Below are 12,696 nucleotides of genomic sequence, written 5' to 3'. Positions count from 1 at the left end.
TATGGCCGTTTAGGTGGCCAGGCCGGCATAGGAGAGTGAGATGCTAAAGGAATTCCAGGAATTCATCGCCCGAGGCAATGTGATCGACCTCGCGGTCGGCATCATCATCGGCGCCGCCTTCACCGCCATCGTCAATTCGGTGGTCAACGACCTGATCATGCCGATCTTCGGCGCTATCGGCGGCTTCGACTTCTCCAACTACTTCCTGCCGCTTGCTTCCAACGTCACCGCGGTCAGCCTGGAAGAAGCCAAGAAGCAGGGCGCGGTGTTCGCCTATGGCTCTTTCATTACCCAGCTCATCAATTTTCTGATCCTCGCCTGGATCGTGTTCATGATCGTGAAGGCGGTCAACACGCTGCGCAAGAAGCTCGAACGGCAGAAGACGGAAGCACCGGCTGCGCCGCCGCCGGCCGATGTCCAGCTTCTCACCGAAATCCGCGACCTGCTCGCCCGCAAGCCGGTCTGATCGGGCTTGCCGTTCTGGCATTAGAAAATCCCCGGCTGGTCTCACAGCCGGGGATTTTTTGTCGGCTCAATGCGGGTTAAACCCGGTGAGCTCAGGAGCCAGCATGACCCTTTTCGATTCCCTGCGCACCGAAGCCAGGCTTTCGCCCGCCAGCGGGATTCAGGCGGTCTCCGCCTATGGCTCTGGCCGTCCCGGCATCATTCCGCTGTGGACCGGGGAAAGTCACCTTCAGACGCCGCCTTTCATCACCTCGGCGGCAGTGCGCGCACTGGAGGCGGGCGAAACTTTCTACACCGCATCGGCCGGTATTCCCGCACTGCGCGAAGCGCTGGCGCGCTATCATGCCCGGCATTTCGGCATGGACTTTTCGCCGGATGCGTTCTTCGTCACCATCGGCGGTATGCAAGCCATCACCCTGTCGTTGCACGCCGTCGCCGGCGCCGGCGACGAGGTGGTTTATCTCTCGCCGGCATGGCCGAACTTCCCCGCCGCGGTGGGCGTGACGGGCGCGCGACCGGTTGCCGTACTGCTCGAAGAAGGAGAGGCGGGCTGGACCTTCGATCTCGCCAAGATGCAAGCCGCGATCACGCCGCGTACAAAGGCGATTTTCGTCAATTCGCCTTCCAACCCCACCGGCTGGACGGCGGATATCGAGACGCTGCGGGCAATCCTCGATCTGGCGCGCAAGCATGGGCTGTGGATCATCGCCGACGAGATCTATGCGCTCTTCCATTTCGGCGGTGGCCGGGCAGCGTCGTTCATGGATTTCATGGATCCTGAAGACCGCATCCTGTTCGTCAACACCTTCTCCAAGAACTGGGCGATGACCGGCTGGCGCATCGGTTGGCTGACGGCGCATCCGTCGCTGGCGCAGACGTTCCGCAACCTGATCCAATATTCAAGTTCAGGCGTGGCGCAGTTCCTGCAACGCGGCGCGGTGGCGGCGCTGGACGAGGGCGACGCCTCTATCAAGGAACAGGTGGCCAGCGCGGAGAAAACCCGCGACCGTCTCTGCGACATCCTCGGCGCCACGGGGCGGGTGCGGTTCAGCGTGCCGGCGGGCGCGTTCTATCTGTTCTTTTCCATCGACGGCATGGCGGATTCGCGCCAGGCAGCCTTCGACCTCATCGACCACGCCAATGTCGGCCTGGCGCCGGGCACGGCCTTCGGCCCGGGCGGGGACCACTATCTACGCCTTTGTTTCCATCGCCGCACGGACCAGGTCGAAGAGGCGGCGCACAGGATTGCCAACTGGATCGGCAGAAACTGACGAAAACACCGAAGACGGAAGCGTCTTCGGTGTTGAAGTGTCAGCGGTGCAGTCGGCAACCGGTGGGCTATCCGCCGGACTGGGGGACCAGAAGCGGTACGATGCGGTCGGACTGTGCAACCGCTGGGCTTCCGGCGGTTGCATAGGGAATGCCGAGCGCGTCCCAGGTTTCGACCAGCGCATCCTGCAGTTCATTGATCAGCGCATCGGAGTGGAACGGTGTCGGGGTCACCCGCAGCCGTTCAGTGCCGCGCGGCACGGTGGGGTAGTTGATCGGCTGGATGTAGATGCCGTGAACGCCGAGGAGGCGGTCGCTGGCCATCTTGCACAGCTCGGGGTCACCGACCAAGATCGGCACGATATGCGTATCCGACGGCATCACCGGCAGGCCTGCCGCCGCGAGCACTGTCTTGGTATGGGCGGCCTGACGCTGCTGTGCGTCGCGCTCGCTCTGCGAGGCCTTGAGATGGCGGATCGATGCGGTGGCGGCGGCTGCAATCGCTGGCGGCAGCGCAGTGGTGAAGATGAAGCCGGGCGCATAGGAGCGGACAGCGTCGACCACGGCGGAAGGGCCACTGATATAGCCGCCCAGTGTGCCGAAGGCTTTGGCGAGCGTGCCTTCGATGATGTCGATGCGGTCGGCAAGGCCTTCGCGCTCGGTGATGCCGCCGCCGCGCTGGCCATACATGCCCACTGCATGGACCTCGTCGATATAGGTCATGGCGTTGTATTTCTTGGCGAGGTCGGCAATCGCAGCGATCGGCGCGATGTCGCCATCCATCGAATAGACGGATTCGAACACGATCAGCTTGGCGCGCTCGCGTCCGGCCTGCTGCAGCAGGCTCTCGAGGTGGGCCACGTCGTTATGGCGGAAGATTTTCTTTTCAGTGCCGGAGCGGCGCACGCCCTCGATCATCGATGCGTGGTTCAACTCGTCGGACAGCACCAGGCAATTGGGCAGCAGCCGCGCAATGGTGGAAATCGCGGCTTCGTTGGAGACGAAACCTGAGGTGAAGACGAGAGCCGATTCCTTGCCGTGCAGATCAGCCAGCTCATGCTCCAACTCGACCAGCGGGTGGTTGTTGCCGGAAATGTTGCGCGTGCCGCCGGCGCCCGATCCCATGTTTCCGGCCGCCTGCTGCATAGCGCCGATGACGTCGGGATGCTGGCCCATGCCGAGATAGTCGTTCGAGCACCAGACGGTGATTTCCTCGGCGCGCCCGTTGGAGCGCCAGATTGCACGCGGAAACGACCCGACGATCCGCTCCAGATCCGCGAATACGCGGTAGCGCCGCTCGGCGTGGAGCTGGTCGATCGCTTCTTCGAAAAACCGCTGATAGTTCATCTCGTCGTCCTGTTTTTCGCGCCGGAGCATAATGTCGGACCGGCGTTGCGTCCATTGCGGGCGCTTGGTCAAAATGCCACGCCTCACCGCAGGCTGTGTCGCATGGTCGGGAGGCGGGCTTCTTGACCTGGGTCAAAGCAGGGCGACGAAGATGAAAAACTACTTCACGATGACGATCTGGGTGTTGGTCGGGCCGAAGGCCTCGACCAGCGTGTAGAAATCCGATGCGTTGTTCGGCGCCAAGCGGATGCAGCCATGCGATGCCGGCGTGCCGAGCCGGCGAATGTGGTCGGTCGCATGAACGGCGTAGCCGCCATGAAAGAAGACGGAGTGCGGCATCGGCGCGTTGTCGTATTTCCGCGAGTGCCACATCTTGTGCATGCGCGTCGGCTTGAACGATCCCGTAGGCGTCACATAGCCCTTGCCTGCGGTGGACACTTTCCAGCGGAAGGTCGGGCGCCCGTCGACGAGAACGTCCATGGTCTGCTGCGAAATGGATATCTGCGCCACGATCTGGCTGCCGGCGCGTGCCGAGGTCATGCCGAGGCCGGCGAGAGCGGTCGCCACGGCAAGCGTTATCGCCGCCAGATGAATGAAATGCCTGTAGAGTGCGCGGTGCATGATCTGTCTCCAACCCTTGTGTTTGTGGAGGGAGATATCCGCCGTTTATGTTTCGTTAAGATTTCGTATAAGCGTCGTTTGTGTTTCGAATTGTTTTCATAATTGAGATATGATGGAGCGCACGGGTCGTTCTTTGTTGCGCAACGAAGCTGCAACAAAGCGGCGTGGCGGATTGTAACAGGCGGCATCTTCCGGAAACAGGCAGGGTTGAGAAGGGGCTTACAGACGGCGGCGGACAAGGACGGGAGGATGCGGCGGCATTGCTTTCGCGGGACGCGCCGAAGAGCAGGTTGGGATCAATGCGCCGGATGGCGCGTGGCAGGGAAAGTGTCATGAAAACGAAATTCGCGGCGTCGGTGCTTTCGACCCTCCTTTATGCTCAGGTGCTGTTGTGCGTGGCAGCCCTGGCCTCGGTCGTCATACGCAGCGATTCGGTCACCATGGCGCGCAGCGCCTATACCACTGTCAGCGCCGTCGTCTCGGGCCAATCCTGATGGCATGCAGCCTGTCAGTCCTGCGCGTCGGACACTCCGTCCGCACTGACTGCCTTGGCGTGCATCTGCATGGGGGGATCGAAGCGATAGCCGGCGCCACGGATGGTGGTGATGCTGTCGGTGTTGAGCTTGCGCCGCAGCCGCACGATCCGCGAGTCGATGGAACGGTCGAAGGCATCCGCGCTTTCCGCGGGCGCGGCGGCAATGATGTCGTCGCGCGTCAGCACCTTGCGCGGATGGGCGATGAACAGGCGCAGCAAGGCGATCTGGCCGGGGGAGAGAATGTCTTCGTCGCCTTTGCTGTGCATCACCAGAGCCGAGCGGAGATCGACCGTCGCCGTTTCAAGAACCAGCAGTTCCGTCGTGCCGCGGCCCCGGCGCGACAGAAGGCCGCCGATGCGCGCGGCAAGCTCCCGCACCACGAGCGGGCTTTCCACGACATCGGCGGCACCCAATTCCAGCGCCAGCACCTTGTCCAGCAGGTCTCCTGTCGCGCTGATCAGGATGAAGGCCGGACCATCCTCGCCGCCGAAGCGGCGCAGCAGGTCGCGTGCCGCCGCCGCCGGAATTCCGTCGCCGAGCACCACGACATCGAGGCCGCGCGCCGCCAGAAGCCCTTCCGCTTCCCACGCCGCAGCGGCAAAGCGCACGTCGTAGCCACGCCGCTCGAGATGATTGGCAAGCTCATCAGCAATGGCATCTGCGATATTCACAAGCGCGATGAGGGGTCTGGCGCGCATTTTCTGGTCCGTAACTGAATGAATGCTAAGAGTGCTGGACACGATGTTTACACCAAATCTACTTTCCGCCGATAGCGGAGATCACGCGGCAATGCGGGCAAGAATAGCAATCGTCGAGGATGAGCCTGACCTGAGGGACGCGGTGGCCGAATATCTCGGCGCCAACGGCTATGAGGTGTTCCAGGCTGAGGATGCCAAGGCCATGCGTCTGCTGGTCGAGCAGCATTCGTTTCAACTGGCGATCCTCGACATCGCCATGCCCGGTGAGGATGGTTTGGCGCTGGGCCGCTGGCTGCGCTCGAAGATGCCGATCGGCATCATCTATGCCACCGCTTCAGGCACCGCGCTGGACCGTATCGTCGGTCTCGAACTCGGTGCCGACGACTATATGGTCAAGCCCTATGAACTGCGTGAATTGCTGGCCCGCGTGCGCAGCGTGTTGCGCCGCGTGCCCAATACGGATGAGACGCCGCTGAAGTACGAGATAGATTCGCCGCGCCGGATCGTCCCGTTCGGGCCTTATACCGCAGATCTGGAAGGACGCCTGGTAATAAGAGGCGACGGGTCTGTTCTCGACCTGGCCAAGAGCGAATTCGATGTCCTGGAAGTGTTCCTGCTGCGTCCTAACCGGCTGCTGAGCCGGGCCAACATCGCCGAGGCCATCGGGCTGGTGGAAGAAACCGAAGCGTCGCGGGCCATCGACATTCGCATCATGCGGCTGCGAAAAAAGATCGAAAATGATCCGGCGAGCCCTAGGTTCCTGAGGACCGTACGGGGAGAAGGCTATATTTTTTCTCCGTCCATAGCCTAGGCTGTTGATATGGAAGCTGCGACCGTGCCTGTCTTTTCTGAAGAACGACGCCGGGTGAGGCCGTGCGTGACGGCGGCGGAGGCTGTGCGGCGGTTGCGCAACGTTCAGGACTGGCAGCGGGATCTCGGCTCGATCCTGGCGATCCTCGGAAACGGCTTCGCGGTTCATCGCGCCATCGTTTTCTGCCAGCACGAGGTCGCCCACCAAGGCTTCGTGCAATCCATCGAGTCGCTGTGGCTGGCGCCCGAGATGGAGGGCAAGGTCACCCAGCCGACGACGATCAACCAGACCATCGTTCATTCCGATGCGCTTCTGGAGCAATTGGCGGCGGAGATGTCGCAAGGCAAGATCTTCGAGGGCCACACCAGGAATCTCGAGGGTTTCCTGAGGCGCGATTTCGAGAAACAGAAGATCAAATCCTTCCTCTCCGTCTCGATTTTTGCGCATGGCTATCTATGGGGTACGCTGGCCGTCAACGACTGCGTCCAGGAGCGCGTCTGGACCGACGAGGAAAAGGCGGCACTCGAGATCATCGCCTCTTCGCTGGGCGATGCCATCGAACATTCCCTGTCGGACGAACATATCAGCGAGACGATCCGTTCGACGATGATCCAGATGTCGTTGGACGCCATCATCGCCATTGACGAATCCGGCAGCATCATCGAATTCAATCCGGCTGCCGAACGCATGCTCGGCTTCGACAGAAGCGAAATCCTGGGTAAGGATTTGCTGCATACGGTGGTGCCGCATTTCTACCGGAAAGGCTATGCCACTGGCGCGCAATATATGACGGGCCGCGGTGCGCCGATGATCGGCCACCGCATGGAGACCCTAACGCAGAACAAGGAAGGGCAGGTCTTTCCGATCGAGTTGACGGCGACGGAAATTCGCATCGGCGACCGCCGCCTGTTCTTCGGGTCGATGCGCGACCTGCGTGAAAAACATCGCGCGGAGGAGGAAATCAACCGCCAGCGCGAGAAGCTTCACCAGAACGAGAAGATGGCAGCGATGGGATCGTTGCTTGCCGGTGTCTCGCACGAGCTCAACAATCCGCTCGCCGTCGTTGTCGCACAGTCTACCCTCTTGCATGAATTTGCGTCCGACCAGCCGACGAAAATCCGCGCGGAAAAGGTGCGCGCGGCCGCCGAGCGCTGCGGACGCATCGTCAAGAGCTTCCTCGGCATGGTGCGGCTGCATCCCAGCGCGCAGACCGAGACGGATCTGAGCCATGTCGTGCGCGCGGCGTTGGAGGTCACCGCCTATGGCGCCCGAACGAGTGGTATCACTGTCGATACCGACTTTGCCGACGACGAGCTGACGGTCATGGCGGAGGCCGACCATATGGTTCAGGTGGCTGCCAATTTCCTGATCAACAGCCAGCATGCGCTGGTCAATCGCCCCGGCGACCGCCGTATCACGGTCAGGACCTTCCGCAATGCCGAAGGCATGCCGGGGTTCTCGGTCGAGGACAACGGCCCGGGCATCCCCGAAGAGATCAGGCACCGTATTTTCGAATCCTACTTCACCACCAAGCCTGTCGGCGTCGGCACCGGCATCGGCCTTTCGATTTCAAAGTCGATTGTCGACCGTCACCAGGGCCGGATTTCCTTCACGCCGGTCGAGCCGCACGGCATTCGCTTCGTGGTCGAGATGCCCGCGCTGTCCCTGCCGGTCAAGCTCGGGACAAAGGCCAAGCAGCGCCCCAACACCTTACGGCACGCATTGATCATCGACGATGAGCCGGACGTCGCCGCGTCTCTGGCCGATATTGTCGAGCTGATGGGATTGAAGTCGCGTATCGTGCAAAGCTGGACCTCCATGGATGAAACGATAGGCCGCTACAAGCCGGATATCGTGTTCTCCGACCTGCGCATGCCTGGTGTCAGCGGCACCGCCATTTTCCGAGAACTGGCGGAGAACCACCCGGAAATCGCCAAGCGCTTCGTTCTGGTCACTGGCGATCTTGTGGGCGCCAAGGCTGAGCTTGAGGAGTTCCCCGTGATCCGCCGCCCACACATTTTGGAAAAGCCGTTCAGCACGCTGGATGTGCGCAGTGTACTCGCCGCAATCAACGATCAGGCTACGGCTTCGTAGCTGATCCACGGTTCCTTGCATCGCCGTCGAACTATGTCCGCAAAAGCTTTCGGCTGGCTTCATAGTCCTTCCAAGGGTCCTTGGCGGAAAGGGCCTTGGATAGAAGCTCGCTGCGCATCGTGAAGGCGGCCGGTTCGAAGGTTTTTATCTCCGGCCAGGCAATCGGCACCGACACCGATGCAACCGGCTTTGCACGCGATGAGTACGCGCATACCGTTGTCGATCCGCGTCCGTTGCGAAGGTAATCGATGAAGATGCGGCCCTTTCGGGATTTCTTCGACAGGGTCGCGGTATAAAGGTCAGGCTCGGCCTGCTCCATCGCATGGGCGAAGTCATGCGCGAAGGTTTTGACCGCCACCCAGTCGGCCTTGGGTTTCAGCGGGACGACGACGTGATAGCCCTTGCCGCCGGATGTCTTGAGAAACGAGGGCAGGCCGAGTTCGTCGAGGCGCTGTTGGATATCGATGGCGGCGTCGATCACATGCGTGTTATTCAGACCCTCATCAGGATCGATATCTAAAATGACCTGGTCGGGCGTTTCGATTGCATCAATGGTCGAGCCCCAGATGTGCACCTCGACCACGCCAAGCTGCACGAGGGCCGCGAGACCGTCGAAACTGTCGATATAAAGCAGCTCCTCACCGTCTTTGGGGTCCTTCATGCGGCAGATGGCATCGTCCATCCCACGCGAGGCATGCTTCTGGAAGAACTGCTGCTTGCCGATCCCGTCAGGCGCGCGCACTAAGGCGAGCGGCCGGTTCACGACATAGGCCTCCATGCGCGGCCAGACCTGAGCGTAGTGGTCGAGCAAATCGCTCTTCGACTTTTTTGCTTCGGGCCACAGCAGTTTTTGCGGATTGGACAGCGTGATGCTGGTAGACAATTTGGCGGCGGAGGCGGCTTCGGAGGTTTTTTTTGCCCCGGCTTTCTGCTTTGTCGCATCGGCGGGTGCGGGCTTTTCCTCGACGACCTCTTCGGCGGGCTTGTCTTCGCGCAATCCCTGAAACGACGCCTGGCGCACGATGTGATCGGAGGTCCAGCTGCGGAATTCGATCTCGGCGACGAGTTCCGGCTTGACCCAGACCATGTGCTTGTCGTCGGGAACCTTCTCGTCGAAGGGCGAGGATTTCGTCTTCAGTGAGTCCAGCCGATTTTTGAGGTCGTTGGCAACCTGCGCGCTGAAACCCGTGCCGACACGGCCGGCATAATGCAGCTTGCCTTTTTCGCGAAACGCCACTGCCAGCGAGCGAAGGCCGCGCCCGGTCTTTTCCGACGGCAGATAGCCCGCAAGGATGAACTCCTGCCGCAGGGTGCATTTGGACTTGATCCAGTCCAGCCCGCGTCCGCTTCGATAGGGCGCATCGGCGCGCTTGGAGATCACGCCTTCCAGCCCCATGCGGCAGGCATGCACCAGCATTGTCTTGCCGGATTCATGGAAATGTTCGCTGTAGCGCAGCGGCGAGGTGTTGGGTTCGATGTCGCCGAGCAACGCGCGCAGCCGCTCCTTGCGTTCGACCAGCGGCTCGTCCAGCAGTGGCTCGCCGTCGAGGTGGAGCAGGTCAAAGACGTAGAAGACGAGTTCGTCGGTCTTCCCGTCCGACAATGCCGTTTGCAGCCGCGCAAAGGAAGCGGTTCCATTGTCGTCGAGCGCCACCAGCTCGCCATCGAGAATGGCGTTATCGCAGTCGAGCCCGTCAATCGCCTTGACGATGGTCTGGCCGAACTTCTCCGTCCAGTCGAGACCCTTTCGGGTCAGCAGGCGCACCTTTCCGGCATCGAGATGGGCTTGCAGGCGATAGCCGTCGAACTTGACCTCGTGCAGCCATTCTCCGCCAGTTGGCGGCGTTTTCTGCAATGTCGCCAGGGCGGGCGGGATGAAGTCCGGCAGCCCAGCGACTTTCGAGGGTTTGGCCGATTGCTTCTTCGGCTTCGTTGATTTGGCCTTGCCGGCTTTGGCCGGCTTGCCCTCGGCAACTTCGGCGATGGTGCGGCCCGATTGCACCGAGGCGGGCGCCTCCTCCAGAATGTCCTCGCCGGGCTTGGCAAAGGCATCGTCGGATTTGATCAACAGCCAGTTGTCGCGCTTTTCGCCGGCGCGAGGCTTGAGTCGGACCAGGTGCCACGCGCCGTTGAGCTTGCTGCCCTTCAATTCGAACTGCAGGTGTCCCTTCGCCATGCCTTTCGCCGGGTCGATCTCCGGCACCCAGGTGCCTTCGTCCCAGACGATGACCGTGCCGGCGCCATACTCGCCCTGGGGAATAGTGCCTTCGAAGCCGGCATAGTCGAGCGGATGGTCCTCGACATGCACCGCGAGCCGCTTTTCCGACGGGTCAAGGCTGGGTCCCCGGGTCACCGCCCAACTCCACAGCACGCCGTCATGTTCGAGCCGCAAATCGTAATGCAGCCGGGTGGCATCGTGCTTGTGGATGACGAAGATGCCGGCTTCCGAACCGGCCTTGCGCTTGGCCGCGGCCTTGGCGCCCGATGGTTCGGACGTCTTCTTGAAATCGCGCTTGGCCCGGTAGGTGTCGAGCGTCGCCATGATGTACCCCTACGCGGATTTGCGCTTGGAAGGAGATTTCGAAGCCGGCTTCTTTGCAGGACTCTTCTTCGGCGCTGGTTTCTCGTCCGCCGCCGGCTTGTCTTCGGCCAGGCTCTTCTTGAGCGCATCGAACAAGTTGACGACGTTCGATGGTTTCGAAGCCGCCTTGACAACAGGCGGCTTACGACCGGCCTTCTTGGATTTGATCAGGTCGAGCAAGGCCTGTTCATAGGGATCTTCGAACGTCTTTGGATCGAACTTGCCCCTGCGCTTGTCGATCAGTTTGGTTCCGAGATCGAGCATTTCCTTGTCGACCTTGGCTTGGGCGACATCGTCCATAACGTCATCGGACTGGCGCACCGTGCTGCCATAGCGCAGCGTCGTCAGCAGCATGCCCTTGTCGAACGGCTCGATGATGACAGGGCGTTCGCGGCGGAACAGCACGATCCGCGCGAGGCCGGCCATCTTCTTTTGCGCCAGCGCCTCACGGATGACGGCGAACGCTTCCTCCGAAACCTTGTCGGCGGGAGCGAGATAATAAGGGGTGTCGAGATAGATCGGATCGATCTCCGAGCGAGCCACAAAGCTGTCGAGGCTCAGCGTGTGCGACGATTCGATCTGTACCGCGTCGATCTCGTCTTCCTCGATCAGCAGAAATTCGTCCTTGCCCGTCTCATAGCCTTTAACTTCGTCTTTTTCGGCCACGGGCTTTCCCGTGGTTCCATCGACATATCTGCGTTTGACAGTGTTGCCGGTCGCCCGGTTGATAATCCGGAACGACACCTTCTCGCTGCCGGTGGTGGCATTCGACAGTTCGACCGCGCAGGTCACCAGCGAGAGCTTGAGGTAACCTTTCCAGGCCGGGCGTGAGGCCATCAGGAAATTCCCAGACGGCTGCTTGGCGCATAGGGCCGCACGAATTCCTCTGCCATGATCATGTCGTCCTGGTTGAGGACGATCTCGGGATTGTCCATGGCTTTTGCCGTATCGGGGGACAATTCTCCGCTGGAGATAGCCGCCTCAAGGGCGATCCGGGCTTCGCGTTCGGCGCGCACAAGCGCGGAAAGGGCGAGGATGAGTCTGTCGCGATGGTCCATGTTCCAGCCTTTTGTTTCTGCTTGTTGTGTCGGCGGACACCGCCGCTTAACGCTGGCGCTCGCCATCGGTTCCATGGAACCGCAACGGTTCGAAACAGTTCTGCGCTTGAGACATCAGGAACGCGGTCGTGCTGGACAAAGTCGCCAAACCTCTTCCCAAAAAATTCCAGGAAATCCTGCCCGATGCCTGTGCTGTCGGTGATCTCAACCATTCCACCGATACGGAACCCGGCATTCGCCGTCTGCGGTCAGGGCGCGGGTTCAGATATGAGGCGCCGGGCAAGAAGGCCGTATCGGACAAGGACATGGCGCGCATCCGCTCGCTCGTCATTCCGCCAGCCTGGACCGATGTCTGGATCTGCACGGATGAAAAGGGCCATATCCAGGCGACCGGCAGGGACGAGCGCGGCCGCAAGCAGTACCGCTATCATGCGATGTGGACCGTGTGCCGCGGCGAGACGAAATTCTCCAGCCTCGTCGATTTCGCGCGTACCCTGAGCCCGCTGCGGGAGCGGGTGGAGGCGGATATGCGCAAGCGCGGCCTGGGCCGCGATACGGTGACCGCCACCGTCGTCTGGCTTCTGGACAATATGCTGATCCGAATTGGCAACAGCGCCTATGCCCGCGACAACAAGAGCTTCGGCTTGACGACGCTGCGCAACCGGCACGTCAAGGCGGAAGGCAACAGCATCAAGTTCATCTTCACCGGCAAGTCCGGCAAGCAGTGGAATGTCGGCATCGCCGACCGGCGGATTGCGCGCATCATCCGCTCGGTGCAGGAGCTTCCCGGACAACAGCTTTTCCAATATGTCGACGATGAGGGCGTTCGCCGTCCGGTCACATCGCAGGACGTCAACGCCTATGTCCGCGAGGCGACGGGCGCTGCGTTCACCTCGAAGCACTTCCGCACGTGGGGCGGCACGGTCTATGCGCTGGACGGATTGCAGCGTACCGAACTGCCGGAAACGAAGACGGCTGCGAAACGGGTGCTGAACGCAGAGATCGACAAGGTGGCAGCCCTTCTCGGCAACACGCGGGCAGTGTGCCGAAGCTGCTACATCCATCCCAAGGTTTTCGAAAGCTGGCTCGAAAATACCCTGTCGGACCAGGTGAAGGCCGCCAGCAGTGTGCGCGTTACAGCACCCCGTCTGGACGATGATGAGCGCATGACGCTGAAATGGCTGATTGCGCTTTCCGAGGAATGAGCCATGGAGTG

Annotated in this window: 12 protein-coding genes; 6 read left to right on the top strand and 6 right to left on the bottom strand. The window is 61.3% G+C overall.

Annotated features, from left to right (window positions below; genetic code table 11):
• The first annotated feature begins 40 nt into the window (after positions 1–40).
• Positions 41–466 (top strand): large conductance mechanosensitive channel protein MscL, encoded by a 426-nt coding sequence (gene mscL / locus ICI42_RS00995; protein WP_188162681.1) that lies wholly within the window; start codon positions 41–43, stop codon positions 464–466.
• Between the two features lie 103 nt (positions 467–569).
• Positions 570–1,736: a pyridoxal phosphate-dependent aminotransferase gene (locus ICI42_RS00990; RefSeq protein ID WP_188162680.1), complete on the top strand. Its 1,167-nt coding sequence runs from the start codon at positions 570–572 to the stop codon at positions 1,734–1,736.
• A gap of 67 nt (positions 1,737–1,803) precedes the next feature.
• On the opposite strand, the gene hemA is transcribed toward ICI42_RS00990, so the two are convergent.
• Together hemA and ICI42_RS00980 are read right to left on the bottom strand one after the other, a co-directional pair.
• Positions 1,804–3,081, bottom strand: a complete 1,278-nt coding sequence (hemA, locus tag ICI42_RS00985; protein ID WP_188162679.1) for a 5-aminolevulinate synthase — start codon at positions 3,079–3,081, stop codon at positions 1,804–1,806.
• A 159-nt stretch (positions 3,082–3,240) separates the two neighbouring features.
• Positions 3,241–3,702: a L,D-transpeptidase gene (locus ICI42_RS00980; protein ID WP_188162678.1), complete on the bottom strand. Its 462-nt coding sequence runs from the start codon at positions 3,700–3,702 to the stop codon at positions 3,241–3,243.
• A gap of 332 nt (positions 3,703–4,034) precedes the next feature.
• Here ICI42_RS00980 and ICI42_RS00975 point away from each other — a divergent pair, with 332 nt between their 5' ends.
• Complete coding sequence (locus ICI42_RS00975; protein ID WP_188163751.1) at positions 4,035–4,196, top strand: hypothetical protein; 162 nt, start codon at positions 4,035–4,037, stop codon at positions 4,194–4,196.
• Between the two features lie 14 nt (positions 4,197–4,210).
• Here the strand turns inward: ICI42_RS00975 and ICI42_RS00970 are convergent, their stop codons facing one another.
• On the bottom strand, positions 4,211–4,936 hold the full coding sequence (locus tag ICI42_RS00970) for a response regulator transcription factor (protein ID WP_188162677.1): 726 nt from the start codon (positions 4,934–4,936) through the stop codon (positions 4,211–4,213).
• 91 nt (positions 4,937–5,027) lie between these two features.
• On the opposite strand from ICI42_RS00970, the gene ICI42_RS00965 reads away from it, so the two are divergent.
• Positions 5,028–5,747 (top strand): response regulator, encoded by a 720-nt coding sequence (locus tag ICI42_RS00965; protein ID WP_188162676.1) that lies wholly within the window; start codon positions 5,028–5,030, stop codon positions 5,745–5,747.
• Positions 5,748–5,756: 9 nt separating this feature from the next.
• Complete coding sequence (locus ICI42_RS00960) at positions 5,757–7,841, top strand: PAS domain S-box protein (protein WP_188162675.1); 2,085 nt, start codon at positions 5,757–5,759, stop codon at positions 7,839–7,841.
• A 31-nt stretch (positions 7,842–7,872) separates the two neighbouring features.
• Here the strand turns inward: ICI42_RS00960 and ligD are convergent, their stop codons facing one another.
• The 3 genes from ligD to ICI42_RS00945 are packed head-to-tail and all read right to left on the bottom strand — an operon-like array spanning position 7,873 to position 11,480.
• Entirely contained in the window at positions 7,873–10,383 is a 2,511-nt protein-coding gene (gene ligD / locus ICI42_RS00955; RefSeq protein WP_188162674.1) for a DNA ligase D, read from the bottom strand.
• 9 nt (positions 10,384–10,392) lie between these two features.
• Entirely contained in the window at positions 10,393–11,259 is an 867-nt protein-coding gene (gene ku, locus ICI42_RS00950) for a non-homologous end joining protein Ku (protein WP_188162673.1), read from the bottom strand.
• Complete coding sequence (locus ICI42_RS00945) at positions 11,259–11,480, bottom strand: hypothetical protein (RefSeq protein WP_188162672.1); 222 nt, start codon at positions 11,478–11,480, stop codon at positions 11,259–11,261. Before ICI42_RS00945 ends, ku begins: the two co-directional genes overlap by 1 nt.
• 128 nt (positions 11,481–11,608) lie before the next feature.
• Here ICI42_RS00945 and ICI42_RS00940 point away from each other — a divergent pair, with 128 nt between their 5' ends.
• A complete protein-coding gene (locus tag ICI42_RS00940; protein WP_330999079.1) occupies positions 11,609–12,685 on the top strand; it encodes a DNA topoisomerase IB in 1,077 nt (358 codons plus the stop codon).
• The last annotated feature ends 11 nt before the right edge of the window (positions 12,686–12,696 follow it).

The sequence above is a fragment of the Oryzicola mucosus genome (assembly GCF_014534685.1).
GTDB lineage: Bacteria > Pseudomonadota > Alphaproteobacteria > Rhizobiales > Rhizobiaceae > Oryzicola > Oryzicola mucosus.
The sequence above is the reverse complement of the archived record's forward strand: the minus strand, read 5'-3'. Positions and strand labels throughout refer to the sequence as shown.